Below are 23,010 nucleotides of genomic sequence, written 5' to 3' on the forward strand. Positions count from 1 at the left end.
ATTAAAGATTTTAGTTATATTTACCGATAATGATGCGGTTGTTATATAAGATTTTTTAGGAGACTTATTTATGAAAAAAAATGTACTATTTTTTGTAATTATGACTTGCTTATTCGGAAGCATCTATGCCGGCGGATCAAAAGATATAGACGAACTGGAGATGACTTCAAAAGAGAGTTGGCAGCAATCGATTGATATTTCATCAAAAAAAGCGGGTAAGTACAATATTATAATAACGGCTACCGATATCGCAGGAAATGAAGGTTATGTAGGCCCTTTTAATATGTATATTGACCCTAATTCCGATCTTCCTGTTGTTAGGATAAGTAATCCGAGAAGTGAAGATATCGTTTCAAGTAATTTAAATGTGGTTGGAACATGTGTAGACGATGATGCCGTAGATTATGTCGAATTAAGTATTGACGGCGGAGAAAATATTTACAGAGCAAAGGGAAAAGAATTCTGGTCATATTTTATAAATACGGAAAATTTTGAAGAAGGTGCTCATACCATAGAAGCATGGGGCGTTGATGTTAACGGTGTAAAAGGAAAACCTGCAAAAAGCGTCTTCTATTTAAACCGGCTTCTTCCGCAAACAGAAATTTCCAATAAAGCTGTAGGTGAGCTCGTTTCAGGAAAAATAACTATCGAGGGAAAAGTCCAAGATGGAAACGGGATAGAAAGGCTTTTATACTCCTTAGATGACGGTGAGCATTTTGAAGAAGTTAAGCTTTACTACAATAAGAAAACAAAGCAATCTGATTTTTATTTAAAATTAGACACATACGATATACCGGATGGACCTAAGGTAATCTGGTTTAAGGCCGTAGATAAACAGGGTTCTGTGGGAATTTATACATTTTTCTTCTTTGTAGACAATACGGCTCCTATAGTTGAGTTTATATATCCCGATTCCACAGATGCATTGCCTCCCGTTTTTTCATTTGCAGGAAAGGTAATAGATTCTGCAGGGCTATCCTCTCTTTCATGGCAGTGTAATAATGAAAAAGGAGAATTTGAACTTGTCCCCGGAAATAATTATTGGATTAAGGAATTTGATGTAAGCAAGACCGGAGCAAAATCCGCAGTAATTGAAATTACGGCAAAAGACATTGCAGGAAATATTGTCCGCGCTAAAAAAACCGTTACGATAGATCAGTCTAAGGGCAAGCCTGTGCTTGAAATGCTTAATCCCGTAATTGATAATAGGATTAGCGGAGATTTGTTCATTGCAGGCGTAGTACATGACTTATATGGGGCTTCTGAAATAAGATATAGAATAGACAAAGGGGAAGAAAAATCGATCTCTCCCTCAGATGCAGGATTCGGAGTGCTTGAAAGCGGTATAAGTGCAGGTTCTCACAGTTTAACAATATATGCAATAAATAAAAAAGGAATTGCAGGAGACTCTATTACTATAAAATTTACGGCTGATGGAGCTGCTCCTTCAATCTTATTTGATAATAATGATACCGTTATACCCATGTACAATGCACAATCCAGAGGCTCAACATCGGTTTTTGTAAGAGCTTCTGCAGGTTTAAAATCTCTTTCAGCAGGCTTTAACGGAGCTGAAGAAACTGAAATCCCCTTGAAGGCAGGCCAGACTGAATATGTGATTAAGCCGAATGTACATGCAAAATCGGAGCCTGGGCTTTATACAATCTCAGTTACGGCTACGGATATGTATGAAAGGACTACAAAACAAACCTTGGTTGTAAGAGTTGTAAACCTTTCAGGCGGAGGCGGTGAAGAAGGTTTTGTTTGGGCAAGCGGTAACATAACTGAAAGCAATCAAATTCTTTTAACGGGTGAAAAACCCTTATCTGCTGTTTATCAGCCTAAGGATGGGACAGAGATAGCATCGGTAGAAATTATAGGCAATAAGAACTTTGAAGCCGAATTTGAAGGAAGTTTAATTAGATTAAGGGCAAAAGTTGATGGAGCCTATAAGGGTGCCGGGCTTAAAATTACCGATAGCGAAGGAAATGCCTATAATTCGCCTTTAATAGATATTCTTTCGGATATTTCTTCACCTTCAATTAGTCTTGACGCTGCTGAATCTCCTTCTTTTGTAAGAAATTCTATAATTTTAAAAGGAAAGGTTTCTGACGGTGCGGGAATTAAATCTGTAGAATACATCCTTGACGGTAATTCTGCACCCGTTAAACTCGCTGCTTCATTTAATGAGATCATAAATATCAGCAATGAGCCTGATGGACCTATTTTACTTACGGTAAAAGCCATAGATATGGCAGGAAGGGAAAGCTTGGCTTACAGGGTTTTTTATAAAGATAGTGAAGCCCCCGAAACGGTAATGGTATTGCCTGCAAATGGAGATAAGGTTAACGGTTCAATCTATTCTGCATTTAAGGTAAGCGACAGATTCCCCGGAGTAAAGGCCGAATACAAGGGTGCCGGAAGAGGTGCTGAATGGCAAAGTTTTGAATACAGTACCCTACCTCATATCGTTATAGGTTCGGCAAAAGAACCTTTAAGTAAGGATATGCAGTTTAGGTTTACGGACTTAGCCGGAAACTCCAAAACATTTAGCAATTATAATTTTGAAATAGATAATTCGGTTGATGCACCTAGGGTTGATCTTCATTTACCTGCTGAAAATGAAATAATTCTAAACGACTTTGAAATTTCGGGTATGGTATATGATGATGATGCACCTGCAAAAATTTACTACAAAATAGATAACGGGGCTTATAAATCTATGGATATAAAGAACAGCTTCTCGATTCCTATTTTGTTAAAAGACCTAACCGATAATGAGCATACGATTACGCTTTACGGAGAAGATATATACGGTGTTACAAGCGAGCCTGTTACACGAAAAATAAGGGTATCACTTGAAAACCCTGCTGTTAGTGTCAGTAGTCCTGTTATTTCGGATACAGTAAAAGATGTAGCTGTAATTTCCGGAACAGCTCTTGATAAAAACGGAATAAAGCAAATAGAGGTATCTTTGGATAACGGTTCGACTTTTAATTTTGCAACAGGAAAAGAAAATTGGAACTACAGCGTAAATACCAATGTTATAAATGACGGTTCTCATGTTGTATTTGTTAGGGCTACCGATAATTATGATCAGACTTCTTTGTTTTCTACATTGATAAATATAGATAATACACCTCCGGTATTAAAGCTTGAATATCCTTTGGCAAGCTCAAAGCTGGACGCAAATCTTTTTGTGTCAGGCCATGTTTATGATAATATTTCACTCGAGGGTGTTACGCTTAAAATTAAGAGCCTTGACGGAACTGCAGTGCCTAAAAAACTTGCAGAAATAAAGCTTGAAAAAGACATTATTCTTGCAAAAGATATAGATATCAGCTCTTTACCTGAAGGAAGATATAACTTGGAGATAAGCGGGGTTGATAAGGCTAACAATACTAATGATGTTTCGATAAATTTCGATGTTTACCGCAAAAAAGATAAAAATAGAATTGAACTATTATATCCTCTAAACGGAGAGACGGTGAGGGGCGAGTTTAATATTTATGGAAGATTAATCCTTGACAAAAAAGTTGAAGAAGCTTCTTTATTTATTGATGGAAAAGAAATTGAAAAAGCTCCCGTATCGAAAACAGGTTATGTAGCATTTAAGTTGAATTCCGAAAAGATCTCTCAAGGAAAGTATAACCTTGAGTTAAGAGCTAATCAGCCTGGAAGAGGTGTGCTCTCGTCAAATATACATACTATAAATTATGAAACATCAGGTCCTTGGATTACTATTGATAATTTTGCAATGGGTGACTTTGCGATTGAAAGACCCTACCTTAGAGGCCGTGCAGGTTACACCGTTTCTGAGGAAGAACAAAATCATGTTTCCTCAAAAGAAGCAACATCTGAGGATAAGAGGGCTTTTAAAGAAAAGAAACTTAAGCAAATAGAAATAAGCTTTGATAACGGAAAAACATTTATTCCCATTAATTCTAAGGCTAACTGGAAGTATAGGCTTGAAACTGAAGATTTGGCTCAAGGAAATCACTTCCTATTAGTAAGAGCTATTATGGAAAATAAGGAGATTGCAGTCTGCCGTACAATAGTTAAAATAGATAAGACGATTCCCAATGTAACCCTTATCTCACCCGGTGCAGGAGGCCGCTATAATAATTCGATTGAATTCAGCGGGTTATCCTCGGATGATATAGAGCTTGAAAGCGTTCATGCTCTTTTGAGAAAAGGTGATAAGGCAAGGTATGAATTACCAAAATTTATTCAAGGCTTACATTTTGAAACGGCTTTTTGGGGTGCATCTCTTTGGAATGTGGGTATGGGTTTGAGCTTCTTTGATGATAATGTAAAACTTCAAGTTCATTATGGACAGTTTTTACAAAGTCAATTTAATGTAATATACGGTAACCAGAGAATCAGATATGGCGGTCATATAGTTTCATTAAAGCTTTTGGCAAATGTATTTGAAATGCCCTTCGGTTATTATTTTGGACCCGATTGGAAATGGCTATACATGGATGTAGCTCTAGGTGCTGAGTTTTCTCTTTTTACAGACACACAGAGCGGAAGACCTCAAGTATTATCGGCCTTGCTTATGCAGCTTGAGTTTCCACGTGTAAAATTCTATAAGCAAAAGTACTTTAGTTCACTTTCGTTTTTTACTGAAGGACAGTTATGGTTTATACCTACGGATGTGGACTCAAGCAATTTATCTGTAATCAAGTCGATTACCCCCCACATCTCGGCCGGTATAAGAGTTGATATATTTTAGTATAAACATTAAACGCTGATAAAGTAAAATCAAATAAAACCTCGAAAAGCGGAAGTTTTTCGAGGTTTTTTATTGTTAAACATCTTTGCTTAAATCGGCAATAGTTGTTTTGCTAAGCGAATCCTTCATTGCTTTTTGGGCATCATCTAACTTATCATCAAGCACAAGATGAATTTTGCTTCCCACAGGACATTTAGGATTGGGCTTAGGATGAAAATTAAAAATATCCCTTTCTTCCTCGCCCTCATTGATTGCATTGTAAACATCGAGAAGCGTTATTTTATCTGCAGCTTGAGCCAAGTGCGATCCGCCAATACCTGCGGCAGTTTCTACAAGTCCCGCTTTTTGTAACTGAAGCAAAATTTTTCTTATGATAACGGCATTTACACCCGTACTTGCAGAAATAAAATCCGAAGTAACGCGCATATCTTTTTCAAAATACCGGATACACAAAAGAGTATGGACCGCTGCCGTAAAACGAACACTTATTTTCATATTTCCAATTATACCATTTTCTTCAAGACTTCGCCAATATCATCATTGATACAGATAGATCTCTTTTCTATTTTAAGCGGCACGGCGGCTTCTCCAAAATTGATGCAGGCATAACCTGCATTCGGATTTTTTTCAGTCATCTGCCAAAACGGATACTTTATAATTCCGGGTGTGTTTCCGCCGAAGTTTTCCTTCTCCTGTTTTATAACAGTGCTAGGGCCTTCGGACTTCTCATTTTAGACGAATTCACTTCTGTCGACAAGTCCCATTCCTCCTCATCTGGCACTTCCTAAAATTTTTTGTTATAATGATGATATGCAAATAAGCTTAGAAAATATAAAGAATAAAAAAGTAACCGTTATGGGGCTTGGACTAAATGGGGGCGGGCTTGCGACTGCTCAATTTTTTGCCCGATATGGAGCCGAGGTTACAGTAACCGATTTAAAAACTTCGGAAGAATTAAGGCCGTCAATCGAAAAACTTTCCGCTTTTAAGAATATTCGATTTGTGTTGGGTGAACATAGAATAGAGGATTTTAGGGAAGCCGATCTTGTCATCAAAAATCCAGGCGTAAAACTTGAAGGAAATGTTTTTTTAGAAGCCGCAAAACAAATAGAGTCGGATGTTTCGATTTTTCTTTCCCTTTCAAAGGCTCCGATTTTGGCGGTAACGGGAAGCAAGGGAAAGTCCTCTACGGTAAGCGCTCTTTATTACGGACTTAAAAAGTTAGGATACAATGCTTTTTTGGGCGGGAATATTACGGTCAGTCCTTTAAGTTTTTTTGAAGAAACTTCTTGCGATACGCCTGTAGTTCTGGAGCTTTCCAGTTGGCAGCTTGCCGATTTAAAAAATTAAAAACTGCTTAAGCCTAAGATTGCGATTATCACGCCAATAATGCCCGACCACTTAAACTGGTACGGCACAATGGAAAAATATGTTGACGATAAAAAAATAATCTATGAAAATATGGATGAAGCGGATTATCTAATCTGTAATTTTGATGACGGCTGGGGGAAAATTTTTGCAGAAGAAACAAGGGCAAATGTTTTTTGGTACAGTGAAAAAAAGCCGGCTAAAAAATATCGAGGTGTTTTTTTTAATAAGAACCAAGAAGGCCTTTGCAATTTAAGTGATGGAGAAAGGCTTTTACTTTCAAAGGATGCAAAAGTTCCCGGGCTTAAACTTAAACAAAATGTCTTGAATGCAGGTCTTGCTCTTCTGCTTTATCAAAAAATTCATAAGCCTGAAAATTTAAAAGGCAACGACATCTTAAAAGATAATAACATCAAAGAGCAATCCGAATTTATCCGTAAATTTATGGACGAGTATTCGGGTATTGAACATCGATTGGAATTCTTTTATGAAAAAAACGGAATAAAATTTTATAATGATACGGCCGCTACAATTCCCGAAGCATCTGCTGCCGCCTTAGAAGCCTTTGATAAGCCTCCCGTCTTAATTTGCGGCGGAACAAATAAAAACTTAAATTTTATTCCGCTTGCCGAAAAAGCAAATCTTGCCAAAAGCCTATATCTTCTTGCAGGAACCGGAACGGACCTTTTAATTCCTCTCCTTAAAGAAAAGGTTATTGGATATAATGGCCCCTTTGACAGCTTGGATTCTCTTTTGTTTTCATTAAAAGAAAATGCAGAAAAAGGCGATGTCGTAATTCTATCGCCGGGTGCGGCCTCCTTCGGCATGTTTAAAAACGAATTCGACCGAGGAAATAAATTTAAAGAAAAGGTAAAAGAAGTATTTTGCTGATAGCTTTGATTAAGCCTTGATACCGAGAAATGAAGATTATATACTAAAAGGTAGAATAGGCTATGGAACGGTTTTATTTTTAAATTTAGTAAACAATAGTTGACATTATTTGAAATTTGTGCTTAAATATCTTTATGTTGAATATTGCTAACATCGAGTACAATTTAGCTTATTCTTGCGCCCCTTGTTTGGCCGGTCTTAAACCTTCTAATTTGATTTCAGTATCTGCGGAAGATTTTAAGCAATTTTTTTTGCTTGATAAGGATTTACTTGAATCTAAGGGGTTCTATCTTAAAGTTGTGTGTGCTTGTGAGCGAGGTGCACAGATTCTTTTATATAAAAAAGATATTCTCGAAGCTTTGATTAGAAGTGAAGAAGTAAAAAGGGCTCTTTTAATGTTCGGTTATGCGCCGGAGATGAGTTTAGAAGATATGCTGGCTCTTTTAGCATCCAGAATGTACAGTTCACAGACAGACAGGCATTGTAAAAGATGCTGTACTTTTCCGCATGAGATAGGACTTTTTTTAGGTTATCCCGTATACGATGTTTTGGAGTATTATAGACGGAATGGAGAGGGCTGTATTTTTTCGGGTTACTGGAAGGTTTATTCAGATGCTGAAAAGGCGGCTGAAACCTTTGAGCAATATAATGAATGCAAAAAGCATTTTGCTTTGCAGATAGAAAAGGGTTTAAGGCTTTACGATTTGTTGAGTGCTTAAGCCTTGATTAATTTTTTAACCATTGGAGGTTTTTTATGGCAAAAATTGCTGTTATTTATTGGAGCGGAACTGGAAACACCCAGTCTATGGCAGAGTCCATTATGGAAGGCTTAAAAGCCGGCGGAGCAGAGGCTTCTCTTTTTACCGTTTCGGAATTCGGATCGAAGAGTATTGATGATTATGACAAGATTGCATTCGGATGCCCTGCAATGGGTTCCGAAGAGCTTGAACCGGATGAATTTGAGCCCTTCTTTGCTTCTATTGAAGGAAAACTGTCCGGTAAAAAAATTGCCTTGTTCGGTTCGTATGAATGGGCCGGTGAAGGTTCGGGCGGAGAATGGATGAGAAATTGGGAAGCAAGGTCTAAAGATAAGGGGGCCGACTTATTTGAAGAAGGCTTGATTATCTATGATGCTCCTACTGCCGCCGGAAAAGACAAATGCAAAGAATTCGGCGAGAGATTTGCAAAGTAAAGATTGATATGTTTTAGAATTTAATATAAACATCAATTTAAAATTAAAAAGGCTTGATACATAATGTTTAATTATGGCATTAAGCCTTTTTAAGAATATTTACAGCCTTAAAGTCTACGGGGTTCTCGTCCGTCTTGTCTTGTTTTTTATTTTTTTGTATACTGCTTTTATAGTTTGAAGACCTATCATGGAGTATGCAATTATGGATGATTTACCCGAATCGGAACTGCCGTATGAAAAAGAACCTTTTCAATTAAAACCTAAAAAAATATCAAAAAATTTATGGAAGCTGGCCTATCCTACGATGATTTCTGCAGGCTTGCAAAACTTTTATGACATTGTCGATATGGTTTGGGTAGGACAGATATCCAAAACGGCTCTTTCAGGTGTTACCCTTTTTTCTTCCATATACATGCTTTTTACCATTTTAAATGAGGTCGCAGGGGCCAGTTCCGTGTCGATGATTTCGCAAAACTACGGCCGAGGCGATATGGAAAAGACTCAGCGTATTGCCGAACAGACTATCAGTTTTAAAATTGTGCTTGCAATAATGTCTGCTTTCCTTTTAGCCATTTTTTTAAAACCGATTTTATGGTTTTTTCTTCCGGATCAAAAAGTTTTAAATTCCGCTTTAGAATACGGATGGCTGAGAATCTTTTTTATTCCTGTAATGTTTTCTTCATATTCGGTAAATACGATTTTTAGATGTACCGGAGATGCAAAAACTCCCTTGCACATTATGATAATATCCACCATCATAAACTTGGTTTTAGATCCTGTTTTTATGTTCGATATAATTCCCGGAACAAATATCCCGGGCCTAGGTATGGGTGTTTTTGGTGCAGCCCTTGCAACGGTAACAGCCCGAACTATAAGTTTCTTATACGGATTTTTGATTCTCTTAAGCGGAAGGCGCAAGGTAAAAATAAGCTTTAAAGGTCTTTTTAGACTTGACAAAAAAATAGATACCGACCTTTTACTCATAGGTCTTCCTTCAGGCATTAACTCACTTGTCCGCAGCTTTGCTCAGGTAACGATTATGAAATTCGTAACGGTATACGGTGCCGATGCAGTTGCTCTTGCAGGCGTCGGCGGAAAGCTTTCACAGTTTGCCTTTATGCCTATTTTCGGATTTAATATGGGAGGAGCAACTTTGGTTGGGCAAAGCCTTGGCCGAGATAATGTTAAGGAAGCAAGGCTTACTTCTAAGATAAATGCTTTTATGTCAGCCTCTGTGGTAGGAATCTTTGCAGTCATAATTATGGGAACGCCGCAAACTTTTTTGCGGTCTTTCTTCCCAAATGATCCGTCAATGCTTTTACAGGGAAGTTTAATGCTCCGCATATTTTATCCGTCCTTTATAATTTTATCTATGGGATTGGGGCTAGCTGTGGTCTTTTCGGGTTCGGGGCATACAAGGCCAATACTTTACTCCAGCTTGGGTTCCCGCTGGTTTGTACAAATCCCGTTTTTGTTTTTGGTTGTAAATATTTTACACCTTCCCTTATTTGCCGTTTGGGCCTCTTATATTTTTGCGGAGGCATCCGAATTTATGGTTATTCTATATCACTACCGCAAAGGGGCTTGGTGTAATAAGAGGGTTTAAAATTTGTTGAGTTATCGTCACGGCTTTCATGCAGGAAATCAGGCCGATGTTTTTAAGCACTCGGCTCTCTTTTCTTTTTTAAAACTCTACACCCAAAAGCAAAAGCCGTTTACTGCCTTCGATTTAAATGCAGGAAGTGCTTCCTATAATCTTTTAAGCGAATGGAGTTTAAAAACCGGCGAAGCGGAAGAAGGGATAATCCGGTTTTTAGATTTATATAAAAAAGAAAAACTGCCTCTTCCAATACCTGAGGACCTTAAGGTCTATCTGGATTTTTGCCTAAAAAATTATGATGAAAATTCCTCTTATGCCGGCTCTCCTGAAATCATCCGTTCATTTTTACAAAAAGAATCCAATTTGATTTTATGCGATTTACATTCTGCCGAAGCTGAAAAATTAAAAGAACTTTATAAGCGTGCAGAAAATGTTCATGTACACAAAAGGGATTGCTATGAGGCTGTCAAGGCACTTACGCCGCCTATTCCTATCCGGGGCTTTGCCTTATTTGATCCCAGCTACGAAGTCGATTCTGACTATACAGCGATTGCAGAGGCTGTCGAAAAGGTCTGTAAAAAATGGCCTATAGGCATCTTTATAATTTGGTACCCTATATTGAATCACAAAACCGAAGAGTGCCGAACTTTAAAAAGCCGAATCAGTAAGGTCATGAACAATAAAATATTAAACATTGAAGTCAAGCATTTTTCAAACAAGATAGATTCTGAAAGTGAGTACGGCCTGCAAGGTTCAGGCTTTTTAATCACAAATCCGCCATGGGGTTTGGAAGAAAAACTGAAAGAAATATGCGGATATATTGAGAAAGTGAGTGCCGGCTTAGATTGAAGAACTATAAGTTTTAATTTTTCTCCCTATGATTATGTGAAAATTCATAGTGAAATAAAAAAGTATTTACTATAGGCATAAAGGTATCATTATGGTATAATGATACCTTTAGGAGGTGTTTATGCCGCAAATACTACCAATTCGCGACTTAAAAAATACGAGTGCGATTTCAAATCTTTGTCATAAAACAAATGAGCCGATTTTTATAACAAAAAATGGCTATGGTGATATGGTTATTATGAGTATGGAAACATATGAAGGAAATGCTTTTTTAAATAATCTTTATGGTAATTTGGAAGAAGCAGAAATGGATTTACAAAACGGCAGGGTGTCCGGTATTGATGAGGCTATAGAGGAAATAAAAAGTCGATATGATTTATAATGTTCAAATCACTGATAAGGCAAGATGATAATAAAAAAATAGTTACTATAATGCATATATTTTATGCAAAATGTGATTATGGAAAATTATTATAACCGTTAATGCATACAGTTACACAATAATTACTGCACATAAGCAAAAGATTCTATGACAATAAAAGAATTTGAGAATAAATATTGGTATATGAGTGAACTCAAAGCACTAGCAAAGTCGCTTAAAATTCCTTTTGATTCAAGAACACGAAAGGATCAGCTTGAAGACATGATTATTCAATTTTTGGAAATCGGAACGGTAAATAAAAAGAATAGTTTTCGGATTAAAAACCGGAATATAGACATATTGAATAATCATAGTTATGTTAAAAATTTTAGAAACAAAAAAGAAACATGGGAATTCATCAATAGTGAAATGGATAAACGAGTTCCGGGATTAAAACCGAAATCAGGCGCAAAATATTGGCTTAATCGTTGGATTGAAAATAAGCTTTCTAATGGCGAAAAAATAACTTATAATGATGTCGTTTGCGAATATATTCGATTAAATAAAACTGAAGAAAAACTTCCGCAAATTCCATCCTGTAAATTTAATAACTTTATAAGCGATTATCTGGCAAATGAAAAAAATGCAACAAGAAAAAACGCTTTGGAAGCATGGACTATGCTAAAAGATATGAAGGTAAAAAAAGATTATATAACATGGAAAAAAATAAACATCCATAAATAAATTTGTCAGATACAAGAATTATAATAACTTAGGGAGTTGAACTTATAAATATAACTTGACAATATATATATATATATATATATAATAGAATAATAAGTGTAGTAATTATATAAGGAGGTTTTAATGTCAAATAAACCAAAGTTAAAAGTTTTCTCTTTTTATATGTGTTTTGTTTTTCTTGTTTTACTCGGGGTTCAATATATTCTTTTAGATTTATATTCTTCCCGCTTATTTGCATTTCAAGAAAATTTATTAAACCTTAAAACTATTCAAGCAAGACCGCTTGTAGAAACTCTTGTTTTAATTGCAGGTCTTTTACTTATCAATATACTTGCGCGCTTTGTAATTATCCGTTTTGGGCGTAGAAGATTGCAGATAAAAAAAGATATGGTAGAAAAATATTTAAGACTTCCCTTTACTTATTATTATGATGTAAACTATGCTCAGGTTTTAGATTCATTACAAAGTTATCCCGAGTTTTTTATAAATGATGTTTTAAAAATATACAGGCTTTTTTTTAATGCTGTAATTTGTGTTTTGATTTTTATAAAACTTTTTTATGTAAGTGCGATGCTGTCTGTCTTATCACTGGGATTATTATTTATATTTTTCTTAATAGATAGGTTCTTTTTACGCCTTATTCGGAACATAGATAAGCTGAGAATAAAAACCGCTCCCTCCTTGTACAAGGAACTCGGAGATTCCGTTTCCGGACGATTGGATATCCGCTCGGTAAACTCGCATAAATATTTTGAACAAGGTATCTTTTCAAAAATGGATAAACTTTGTAACGAGTTTTTTAAAAAGAAGGAAGGTATAGCGATAAGCCGGAATAATTTGGAACGCATTATTCAAAAAGTTTTACCTCTTTTTTCTCTTCTGATTGCCTTGTTTCTTTTTAAAAATAAGAGCGTAGGGAACACGATAATGCCTTTCTATATGCTTTTTATTTTATTGCCGAATCCTTTGAGTACGATTTCCATATTTGAACATATTAAAAATCTAAAAACAATGATTGAACCCATTGAAGAGCTTTTACAAAAAGAAGAAGCTAAAAGAGGAAATGCTTTATTTAATTATGATGTTATCAATGTTAATTCATTAACCGTGAACTTACGCAACCAATATCTTCTTAATAATATCAATCTAAATATTAAACAATGTGAAAAAGTTTTAATCATAGGAGACTCCGGCTCGGGAAAATCCGTATTTTTAAACTGTCTTATGGGTGCAGACTATAATCAAAGAGGGCAAGTAAACTACGGCACTACGGAAGTAAAAGAATTCTCTTCTGAAAGTTTTTTGCAAAACACTTCATTCCTTGATCTAAAAGGATTGGTTTTGCCCGGTACATTAAGATACAACCTGCTTTTAAATAGTCTTGAAAAAATTAGCGATGATACCTTAAAGTTTCTTATTCGTTCTGTGGGTATTGCAGAATTTATTCCGTTTTTACATGACCTTGATACGGTTCTTGATCCCGATACTTTATCTGACGGGGAAAGAGTTACGGTTTCGCTTTTAAGAGAGCTTATTAAAAAGCCTCAAATATTTTTTCTTGATGAAACTTTCAGCTCTCTGGATGTTGCGGTTGAAGACAGCTTTTTAAAATACCTAATGTCAACCGATAGTACAGTAATTATGATTTCTCATAAAAAAGAACATGTTCAATACTTTGAACGGGTGCTTTATTTTCAAGCCGGAAATATTCGTGTAGATATAAAAGCAAAATATGCTTTAACGAATCCGCCGATAAAAGATTTTTACAATTCGGTATATCAGAATATGCAAAAAGGAGAGAACTTATGAAAACCGTTTATACTTTATACAAAAAATTTTATAAGAGTTTAACATTTCTTCTTATTTTTTTACTTGCTCTAAATGTGTGTAATTCCATATTTCTTGTTTTAGGAAGGATGAATCTTAATAAAATATTGGACGGATTTCCCTTTGCTTCTCTTTTAGCTATGTCGATATCCGTTGTAGTGTATGCTATAGTCCAAAGTATTTATGAGCTCATTTTAAATAATTCCATTACTTATCGTGCATTGCCGCCTATGATGAAAACTGCCTTTCATCATAGTTTGGTAAACAGTAACCGTAAGGCAGAGGAAGAGGGCTTTTATACAATGTCCTATACTCAAGACATAAATGTTCTTATTCCTTTTTGTTTTCAATTTACGGCTGCTTGTTTTAATATTATTATTCTTAATGCTTTTTTATTGTCAATATCCATATTTCTTCCGGTTATTCTATTGGTAATAATTATATCGGCTAATATCTTTATTACTTACTTGGATAAGCAAATAAACGGAGCTTACGACTTACTTGATGATGAGGGCATAAGTTACGGCGGTATTGTTAAAACTACATTTCAATCTATTTTTTTAACATTAAATAATTCGATTAAATCGGAATGCGAAAAATCTATTTTACAAAAAGACGAAGAGCTTTTAAAAATCGGAAATAGGATTCAAAAACTGGAAGCCGTAAAAAATATTTTTTTTGAAGGCCAAAATTATTTTATTCCTATTGTCATAAGTGTTTTCTGCCTTTTTACATTGCCCGGTGTTAATTTGGCAAATCTTTTATACATAATCTTTATTATTTCGTTGGCTAATCAAAACATGTCAACTATTTTTTTAGCGGCAAGACAAATAAAAAGATCGGTTCCTATAGCAAAAAAATATTTTAATTATATTGAAGAATGTGAAAACAATCACAAGAAAAACATTCATGGCGATGGAGCTCTGATTAACGCAAAGAATGTTTCGCTTGCTAAAAATGATAAACTTATATTTAATAATATTGATTTTAAACTAAATGAAGGGGATAGAATTGCCGTTGTAGGACAAAACGGTTCGGGAAAGACAAGCTTATTACGAATCCTTACTATGAATGAAGCGGAGTTTTCAGGTTCGCTTACATATAATTTAAAAGCCTTAGGTGCAAATACAATTCCTTGTCTTTGGAGTCATCCACATATTTTTAATATTTCATTGCGGGACAATCTTGTATTCGGCAAAGCTATTCCCGATTCCGATATAATGGAAATATTGAATGCACTTAAATTATCTCATTTTGTAAACTCCTTACCGGAGGGATTGGATACTGTTATGGATATGAATAACTTAACCGTATCGGATGGAGAACGCAGCAGAATTGCATTAGCTAGAATTTTGCTTTTGACTTCCGATTGTCCCGTTGTTCTTTTGGATGAGTTTTCCCGTAATGTGAATACGGAAATAGAAGACTTGATGTTTAATTTAATTTTTACTAAAAAGTCTGCAATCGCTGCCGTTACAAATAATATCTCGACTGCAAAACGCTTTCAGAAAATTTTATTCGTTTCAAAACAGGATGGAAGTATCACTGAAATCGATGAAGACGAAATAGAGGAAAGAATAAAAGATACAAGGTAGTAATTGTAGACAAGTTTAAAATTTAAAAATAACTTTAAGAAAAACCTCTAAAAAGCTGAAGTTTTTAGAGGTTCCCTATAATGTTTTTTAAACGCCTTCCTCCCAAGTTTTTCCGGCGTATTTAGGTTTTCTCTTTTGGTCTTCCGTCATATCGAGGCCAAGGGTTCCGCCCGGATTCATTATATTGTTCGGGTCGAAGTGTTTTTTTAAGGCCTTAAAGATTTCAAAATTGGTTTGTCCTATGGATTCTTCCACCCAAGCTGCCGTCATCTTGCCGACACCGTGGTGGTGGCTCATGGCCGCTCCTGCCTTCATTATATTATCGAAGATGCCGTACTGGTATTCCACATATTCTTCCTTGTTTTTAAAAAGGCCTATAAAGATAAAGTACAGGTTTGCCCCTTGCGGATAGGCATGAGAAAGATGGGTCATGCATACCGTGTGAGGGCGGGATTTTGCAAATCTTCTTACCTCTTCGTGAACTCTCGGCATCATATCCCATGTTACGCTGCATTCCATTGTGTCTATTATTACTCCGTAATCTTGTAATGATTCCCTTAGATACGGATCCGTAAAGCGGCCGTGCTCCCAGCCGTCTACAGGCTTGCCCGTTAAAAAAAGTCCGCCGTTTTGTTTACATATCCGCTTTACCTTTTTGTAAAGCTGCTTTGAAAATTCTTTAGCTCCTTCGCTCCAGCCTAAAAAGAGGCAGCGTTTCATCGGTTTATATCCCATTAGGTTCATCGCAGTTTCGGCTATTGTGCCTTCAACTCCGTAGAGCTTTAAAGCCATGTCGGTTTCTTCCGCATCCGAAAGTCTAAACACCGAGGGAAAGCCCGATTCGTTTTGCATAATCTCACGGCATGCCTTCATTCCGTCTTCCCAAGTTTTAAATATAAAGCTGAACTTTTTGCGGGTTTCCGGCCTGTATTTAAAGAAGCGCAAGGTAACATTTGTAAGAATTCCAAAAGAGCCCTCGCTCCCCATCATAAGCTCGTCGATGTCCGGTCCGACCGCATGGGCGGGAAGCCCGTAGCTTTTAACGATGCCCGCAGGAGTTACATAAGTTTGTTGAAAAACTATGTCTTTTATGTTCCCGTAGTATGTGGAATTTTGGCCTGCGCCTCTGGTAACTACCCAGCCTCCCACGGAGGAATATTCAAAGGATTGCGGGAAGTGTCCGCAAGTGTAGGCCATCTTTGCATCGAATTCTTTTTGAGCATTGTTTAAGTGAGCTTCAAGTTGGGGCCCCGACATTCCGGCTTGAACCGTAATTGTCTGGTCAGTTTCGTTAAAGGCTAAAACCTTGTTAAAGTTTTTACGCATATCGAGGGATATGCCGCCCCTTACGGCCTCAACGCCTCTGGTAACGGAAGAACCGCCTCCGTACACATAGAGGGGAATTATATGCTCATTTGCGTATGTTACGAGTTTAACTATTTGGTCATGGCTTGAGGGGTATACTACAACATCGGCTATGTTTTCTAAGATGCCCTCACGGAGGCGGTAGGCATCGTACATGGTTTTTCCGTAAGCAACCGATACCCTGTCCTTAACGGCTGTGCTGACATCCGTCTCTCCGAAAATTTCTTTTAAGGCCTCAATGTGTTTTTGGTCAAGGTTTACGGGAAGGCTTTCAGGCAAAGCTTCAAGTCCTTCAAACCTCTTTTGTTTAAAAATCTCATCCCCTATTCCGAAGACCGTTTTCATATATTTATAAAGTCTTTCGTTAGGCTCCTTAAATTCATTTGGGTCTCCCCACTTCGCAGCTTCTCTAAAAGAGTCCTTTGGAGGCGGTACCTGTTCCCAAACCGGTTTAAAATCCTTGTACTCATATCTTTTTCCCATAAGTCTATTCTTCCTTTATAAAGCTATATTAAACCTATTTGAAAAATAATGCAAGTCAAATTACACCTTGAAATTTCCTACCTCTTTAGAAAGGTTTTCAATGCTGTGTTTATTCTTTTGACTTATTGCGTTTACTTCTTGTACGGCATTGCTGATTTGCACGGCACCGGAAGCCATCTCATTCATACTGTCGGTGATGACGCGCGTAAGCTCATCGAGCTTTTGCATTTCTTGTGCAACATTTTCGCCGCCGCGAAGCATTTCGGCAGAGCCGTCGTTTACTTGGTTGGTTACCATGTTGATGTCGCGGATAGCGGTGAGTACTTCCTTACTGCCGTTTTCCTGTTCATGCATGGCTTCCATCAGGTTTTGGCTCATCATTTTTACCTGCTCGGAAAGGGCGAAAATGGCGTTAAACTTTTCTTCTGCGGTTTTTGAAGAGGCTGAAAGAGCCTCAATCTCGCCCGACAATACTTTGAGTGTTGAAGTGATGGTTTTACCCTGAGTGCTTGATTCTTCTGCGAGCTTACGGATTTCGTCGGCAACAACGGCAAAACCTTTGCCCGCTTCTCCTGCGTGGGCGGCTTCTATGGCGGCGTTCATTGCGAGCAAGTTGGTCTGGCTGGCGATGTGCTGAATAACATTTGAGGCTTCTAAAAGGCCGTCTGAGTCTTCAGCTACTTTTTGCGTAACAGCACCGGCCGAAGCTATAGTCTCCTTGCCTTCGGCGGTAGCACTTGCAAGATCTTTTACTACATTGTTTGTTTTACCCAAAGTTTGAGTGATTGAAGCGATATTGCCGACCATTTGCTCGATAGCTGAAGAAGACTCGGCAACGGAAGCTGCTTGATTTTCGATACTGCCGTTAAGCTGTTTTATTGTGCGGATAATTTCTTCTACTGTTGCAGCCGTTTCGGTAACACTTGCAGCTTGGGTCAAAGCCTGCTGTTTGACACCGTCGATGTTGGCACTTATTTGGTGTACGGCACTGGCGGTTTCGGTCATATTGGAAGCAAGCTCGTTACCGATATTAGTCATATCTTCACTGCTTCCACCGACGGATTTAATCGAAGAGCCGATTTTGGCAATGGTTTGATTGAAGTAGTTGGAGAGGTCGGTTACCTCGTCGTTGCCGTGCACGGGAAGGCGCACGGTTAAGTCTCCCTCGCCTTGTGCGATGTCTTTAAGCGCGGTAACGACAATCTTTATCGGTTTGACCATGGCGCGGGCAACAAAGTAGACGATGATGAGGCTTATCGCCAGGATGATTACCCCGATAATAATCATTGTAGTGCGAAGGGAGTTGACCGTCCCCATAAATTCAACGGATGGGGCAGAAATTATGACTAGCCAACCGGTAGACTTTATTGGAGCAAAAGCTGCTATATCAAGCCGCTTGTACCAATAAAAATATCCCGTATCGGGTTCTACTTCCGTCATTGCCCGTTTTTCAAATGCCGCAATACTCGAATATGAAGCATCTGTTTGTGCTTTTTCCGTGCTATTTTCTTGGGTTTTTACGACTTCAGGGTCGGGATCGGCAATCGTTATGCCGGTTAAACCTATGATATAGCATTCTCCCGTTTCCCCGACAACAAGGTCTTTAATTTGCTCGGAAAGCCATAAACCATCAACATCGGCGGATAAAACCCCGACGACGGTATGGGTGGAATCGAAAACGGGAACTGCAAAAGTTATTACAAGTGTTCCAGTCGCTCTTTCTATGTACGGTTCGGTAACGAATTTTTCTCCGGAAAGAGCCTTTTGAAACCATTCCCTGTCACTTACTTGAACGGAACCTCCTGCATAGTAAAAGTTTCCGTTTTTATCGGTTATATCCAGTTCTTTTATTCTTTCATTAAAAGCCGCTTCTTTCATCAAATACGCCGTTTTCTCTTGATATGAAAGAGTGCTGTCTCGGAGTATCGGCATACGGGCAATACCTTCAAGAAACTGCCAAAAAGCAGTTACGCGTCCGTCAATAATCTCCGCCGTATCGGTAGCCTTGTCTATTAGGTGCGCCTCGACCTTTTCGGTTACGGCTTTGCGGGCGGTTCTGATTGCTAAAACGCTGAGTATAAGACCGACCGTAAGAATAAGAAGGCCGAACACAATCATCAATTTGTTTCGTAGTGAAAAACGTTTTTTCATATTAATCTCCTGTAGTTTAAGGGGGATGTCCCCCTTAAAAATCCTCCCAATTAGGGGTGCTTTTTTCTTTTTTCCGACAAAAGAAAGAAGCACCCCTATGACCCCGAAAAAAGAAAAGTGCGGCTTAGGGGCTTACGCCCCTAAGAACCCCGGTTTTCAAAGGGAAGGGTTTAGTTTTGTTTGGATTGGCGAGTCCCAATCCGAAAAGGACATTTTGGTATATAAAACGGAATATCTTTTTCCGTGTTTTATGAGATAGTTGATTGTTTGTAAAAAAGTTGTGCTGTTTGCCAAATGTAACCAGCCTTTTTGCAAATAGGTGAGGTAGATGCTAGGAGCATACAAAAAACATCCGCAGGCCTCTTAATGGTGCTTTTTAAGGAGGCTTTTTGTTTCTTCTATCGAAGTTTGAATAGCCTTAACGGTTAGGTCAATCAGATCGGTTAAGACCTTTGTTTTGTGCCTTCCCGTAAGGTTTGTTTTAAGTTTCTTTTTCTTCATAATCCTAACTTACACCTTAAATTTAGAAACCTCGTTTGCCAAATTCTCAATACTTTGCTTATTTTTTTGACTTATTGCGTTTACTTCTTGTACGGCATTGCTGATTTGCACGGCACCGGAAGCCATCTCATTCATGCTGTCGGTGATGACGCGCGTAAGCTCATCGAGCTTTTGCATCTCCTGAGCTACATTTTCGCCGCCGCGGAGCATCTCGGCGGAGCCGTCGTTTACTTGGTTCGTTACCATGTTTATGTCGCGGATAGCTGATAAAACTTCCTTACTGCCGTTTTCTTGTTCACGCATAGCGTCCATTAGGTTTTGGCTCATCGTTTTTACCTGCTCGGAAAGAGCGAAAATGGCATTGAACTTTTCTTCTGCCGTTTTTGAAGAGGCAGAAAGAGCCTCAATCTCGCCCGAAAGAACTTTTAGGGTCGCCGTGATTGTTTTGCCTTGAGTGCTTGATTCTTCTGCGAGCTTACGGATTTCGTCGGCAACAACGGCAAAACCTTTGCCCGCTTCTCCTGCGTGGGCGGCTTCTATGGCGGCGTTCATTGCGAGCAAGTTGGTCTGGCTGGCGATGTGCTGAATAACACTTGAAGCCTCCAATAGACCGCCGGACTCTTCTGCAATGCGCTGGGTTGCGCTGTTTGCACTGGTTACCGTTTCCTTACCGTCGGCGGTAGCACTTGCAAGATCTTTTACTACATTGTTTGTTTTACCCAAAGTTTGAGTGATTGAAGCGATATTGCCGACCATCTGCTCGATAGCTGAAGAAGACTCGGCAACGGAAGCTGCTTGATTTTCGATACTGCCGTTAAGCTGTTTTATTGTGCGGATAATTTCTTCTACTGTTGCAGCCGTTTCGGTAACACTTGCAGCTTGGGTCAAAGCCTGCTGTTTGACACCGTCGATGTTGGCACTTATTTGGTGTACGGCACTGGCGGTTTCGGTCATATTGGAAGCAAGCTCGTTGCCGATATTTTCCATATCGATGCTGTTAAGACTTACTTGCTTAATCGACGAACCTATTTTGGAAATGGTTTCATTGAAGTATTCCGATAAATCGGTTACTTCGTCATTGCCGTGTACGGGAAGACGAACGGTAAGGTCTCCTTCGCCTTGGGCAATGTCCTTTAAAGCGTTTACAACAACTTTTATCGGCTTTATCATTTGGCGGGTAACAAAGAAAACGATAACCAAACCGGCGGCTAAAATAATTAACCCGATGATAATCATTTTAAGGTGCAGTTCATCAACCGTATTCATAAATTCTTCAACGGGTGCTTTAATGATAACCTTCCAACGAGTAGTTTTCATTGCGGCATAAGAAGCGATGAAGGATTCGCCTTTATAAGTATAGTATCTGATTTCACTTTTATCGGTTGCAAGGGCATGTTCCAAGAATTTACTTAAAGAAGCAAGACTTTTTTCCTTTTTGCCTTCTTCTATCATATTCAGCTGTTTTTCTACGGCTTCAAAATTTTTATGGGCAATCGTAGTTCCTGTCAAACCGAGAATATAACATTCTCCCGTTTTTCCGACTACAATATCACTGATGTCGTTGGAAAGTTCTTTTGCAGCAATATCTGCTCCCAATACGCCTATTATATTTTTGTTGTCATCATAAACAGGCAAAGAAAATGTTATGAATAATTTATTATCTGCCGTTTCGTCGACATACGGCTCTGATGCATCTCTTTTTCCCTGCATCGCATCTTTAAACCATTCTTTGTTGGAATAATTATCGCTGGTACCGTCAGAATAGTATTGGATACCATCCGTATCAACAAGATATAACTCTTCCAGAATAGAATTAAATTTTGCTTCATTGATGAGAATATCCATTTTTTGTTGATAAGAAACCGATGCATCCCGAATTTGAGGTATTCGTGCAATACCTTCCAAAACCTGAAAAAAGGTATTAACGCGTCCGTCGATAATTTCAGCCGTATCGGTTGCCTTGTCGATAAGGTGTGCCGCTACCTTTTCGGTTACGGCTTTACGTGCGGTACGTACCGCTATGAGGGCAAGAGTAAATCCGACTGCAAGAATAAGCAGTCCGAATACAATCATCAGTTTGTTGCGCATTGAAAAACGTTTTATTTTGTTCATGTTAAAAAAAATCTCCTTTTGTGTAATGTGTAATCAAATTACCTGCTATCTATTACACATTTTAGTTTAAAGAATGAACCTTTTATCCTTATCGGAGTGAAGAGTTCACTCTTATGTGTGTGAACAGCTCATTATTATGTGTGTGAGCGGCTCATCCTTATGGGAGTGAGCCGCTCATCCTTGTCGGAGTGAGCCGCTCATCCTTGTCGGAGTGAGCTTCTCATCCTTATATGTATGAGCTTCTCACTCTTACAGGTGTGAACCGGCCGTATTTATATTGTCCGTGTAAGCGGTTTTGTAAATCTTCCGATTTTAGCTTTTTTAAGGGGCTTGCCGCCTACAGTATATTTTGTTCGAACTTCTACATACCGGTTACCTGCCGGTAAATCTGCAGGGATTATTGCCATAAGGCGGGCGGGCTTGTTCTCGGCGATTACCGTTGCCCGTATCGCTTCTCCCGTTTCGGCTACAAAGAAAATGCCTTGAGATTCGTCTTTTTGGTCAAACTTGAGCCGGGAACCGACCAGCTGCACAATGCCGCCTGCGGTAAGCACCTCGTTTACCTTGCCGGAAACGAGGTCGGTAACTTCAGTGATGTAGGGATTTGTATCTGCCGCTTCGGTTTTTTCGCACTTGATTTTGGCTGCAGCATCTTTAAGAAGCGGCCCTGCCGTAAGATTTAAGTTTACCGAGTGGCGTTTTTTGTCGAAGCTGTCGGTTGCCCCATTGAACACGCCCGATATGCTTAAAGAGGTATTCATCAGAGGCGTGTTGACGGCCGCTCCGTCTTTGATAAGGGCACTTACCACCTCGCCGTAAATTTGCAAGGCTGCCTTTATATCCGCCTTGGTCAGAGTTGAACCTTTTTCCATCATAAGGTCAATGATCTCGTCTAAAGAAAACGAACGCACATCGGCTGTTTGTGCCATGTAGTCGTTTTCATCCGGTGTGAGAAGATTCTCACGAAGTGCGTATTTTAACATACAGTCCTCCTAAAAAGGTTTTTATATTTAACCGCAAAGGCAGCAAAGAAATTCGAGGATGCGTTTGTAAAAATCCTTTTTTGAAATAGGCGAGGCAAGTACAAGGCACAAGAAAAACTTGCCGCAGCTTGGAACCGGCGGTATCCGTGCCGCTTCTGATAAGTTGAGGACTAATTTTTGTGAAGTAACGCAGTAATTGTCCGCTGTCCAAAAATTCGGGTAGTATACATATTTTTTTTATTTTGTCTAG

At 38.4% G+C, this 23,010-nt stretch carries 15 protein-coding genes and 2 pseudogenes; 10 read left to right on the forward strand and 7 right to left on the reverse strand.

The annotated features are described in order from the left end of the window. Nucleotides 1-70: 70 nt before the first annotated feature. Nucleotides 71-4,738, forward strand: a complete 4,668-nt coding sequence (locus tag E4N78_RS01960) for an Ig-like domain-containing protein (protein WP_255811425.1) — start codon at nt 71-73, stop codon at nt 4,736-4,738. Nucleotides 4,739-4,813: 75 nt separating this feature from the next. On the opposite strand, the gene E4N78_RS01965 is transcribed toward E4N78_RS01960, so the two are convergent. Beyond that, a complete protein-coding gene (locus E4N78_RS01965; protein WP_255811426.1) occupies nt 4,814-5,233 on the reverse strand; it encodes an Rrf2 family transcriptional regulator in 420 nt (139 codons plus the stop codon). A gap of 8 nt (nt 5,234-5,241) precedes the next feature. Then, nucleotides 5,242-5,421 (reverse strand): annotated as a pseudogene (locus E4N78_RS01970) (Sir2 silent information regulator family NAD-dependent deacetylase); the annotation flags it as partial. A 127-nt stretch (nt 5,422-5,548) separates the two neighbouring features. Between E4N78_RS01970 and murD the strand changes: the two are divergent. From murD to E4N78_RS02015, 9 genes and pseudogenes are all read left to right on the forward strand, one after another. Beyond that, a pseudogene (murD, locus tag E4N78_RS01975) lies at nt 5,549-6,997 on the forward strand (UDP-N-acetylmuramoyl-L-alanine--D-glutamate ligase). Nucleotides 6,998-7,131: 134 nt separating this feature from the next. Further along, nucleotides 7,132-7,716 carry a DUF3793 family protein gene (locus E4N78_RS01980; RefSeq protein WP_255811427.1) on the forward strand — a complete coding sequence of 195 codons (585 nt, stop codon included), beginning with the start codon at nt 7,132-7,134 and terminating at the stop codon, nt 7,714-7,716. A gap of 35 nt (nt 7,717-7,751) precedes the next feature. Then, on the forward strand, nt 7,752-8,189 hold the full coding sequence (locus tag E4N78_RS01985; protein WP_255811428.1) for a flavodoxin: 438 nt from the start codon (nt 7,752-7,754) through the stop codon (nt 8,187-8,189). Nucleotides 8,190-8,391: 202 nt separating this feature from the next. Beyond that, complete coding sequence (locus E4N78_RS01990; RefSeq protein ID WP_255811429.1) at nt 8,392-9,795, forward strand: MATE family efflux transporter; 1,404 nt, start codon at nt 8,392-8,394, stop codon at nt 9,793-9,795. Nucleotides 9,796-9,798: 3 nt separating this feature from the next. Further along, nucleotides 9,799-10,638 carry a 23S rRNA (adenine(2030)-N(6))-methyltransferase RlmJ gene (rlmJ, locus tag E4N78_RS01995; RefSeq protein WP_370644994.1) on the forward strand — a complete coding sequence of 280 codons (840 nt, stop codon included), beginning with the start codon at nt 9,799-9,801 and terminating at the stop codon, nt 10,636-10,638. Between the two features lie 115 nt (nt 10,639-10,753). Beyond that, nucleotides 10,754-11,020, forward strand: coding sequence for a type II toxin-antitoxin system Phd/YefM family antitoxin (locus E4N78_RS02000; RefSeq protein WP_370644996.1), 267 nt, complete (start codon nt 10,754-10,756; stop codon nt 11,018-11,020). Between the two features lie 147 nt (nt 11,021-11,167). Beyond that, nucleotides 11,168-11,743 (forward strand): SAP domain-containing protein, encoded by a 576-nt coding sequence (locus E4N78_RS02005; RefSeq protein ID WP_255811432.1) that lies wholly within the window; start codon nt 11,168-11,170, stop codon nt 11,741-11,743. Nucleotides 11,744-11,866: 123 nt separating this feature from the next. Then, on the forward strand, nt 11,867-13,552 hold the full coding sequence (locus E4N78_RS02010) for an ATP-binding cassette domain-containing protein (RefSeq protein ID WP_255811433.1): 1,686 nt from the start codon (nt 11,867-11,869) through the stop codon (nt 13,550-13,552). Continuing rightward, nucleotides 13,549-15,165 carry an ATP-binding cassette domain-containing protein gene (locus tag E4N78_RS02015; protein ID WP_255811434.1) on the forward strand — a complete coding sequence of 539 codons (1,617 nt, stop codon included), beginning with the start codon at nt 13,549-13,551 and terminating at the stop codon, nt 15,163-15,165. Before E4N78_RS02010 ends, E4N78_RS02015 begins: the two co-directional genes overlap by 4 nt. An 87-nt stretch (nt 15,166-15,252) precedes the next feature. On the opposite strand, the gene E4N78_RS02020 is transcribed toward E4N78_RS02015, so the two are convergent. The 5 genes from E4N78_RS02020 to E4N78_RS02040 form a co-directional block, all read right to left on the reverse strand. Continuing rightward, nucleotides 15,253-17,013: an FAD-binding oxidoreductase gene (locus tag E4N78_RS02020; protein ID WP_255811435.1), complete on the reverse strand. Its 1,761-nt coding sequence runs from the start codon at nt 17,011-17,013 to the stop codon at nt 15,253-15,255. 60 nt (nt 17,014-17,073) lie between these two features. Then, the gene (locus E4N78_RS02025) at nt 17,074-19,164 is read right to left on the reverse strand and encodes a methyl-accepting chemotaxis protein (protein ID WP_255811436.1); all 2,091 of its coding nucleotides are present in this window, start codon (nt 19,162-19,164) and stop codon (nt 17,074-17,076) included. A 363-nt stretch (nt 19,165-19,527) separates the two neighbouring features. Continuing rightward, nucleotides 19,528-19,665, reverse strand: coding sequence for a hypothetical protein (locus tag E4N78_RS02030; RefSeq protein WP_255811437.1), 138 nt, complete (start codon nt 19,663-19,665; stop codon nt 19,528-19,530). Nucleotides 19,666-19,674: 9 nt separating this feature from the next. Beyond that, nucleotides 19,675-21,777: a methyl-accepting chemotaxis protein gene (locus tag E4N78_RS02035; protein ID WP_255811438.1), complete on the reverse strand. Its 2,103-nt coding sequence runs from the start codon at nt 21,775-21,777 to the stop codon at nt 19,675-19,677. A 272-nt stretch (nt 21,778-22,049) separates the two neighbouring features. Beyond that, the gene (locus tag E4N78_RS02040) at nt 22,050-22,760 is read right to left on the reverse strand and encodes a DNA-binding domain-containing protein (protein WP_255811439.1); all 711 of its coding nucleotides are present in this window, start codon (nt 22,758-22,760) and stop codon (nt 22,050-22,052) included. Between the last annotated feature and the right edge of the window lie 250 nt (nt 22,761-23,010).

Origin of the sequence: Treponema denticola, from assembly GCF_024400535.1 — a bacterium.
GTDB classification, from domain to species: Bacteria; Spirochaetota; Spirochaetia; order Treponematales; family Treponemataceae; genus Treponema_B; species Treponema_B denticola_C.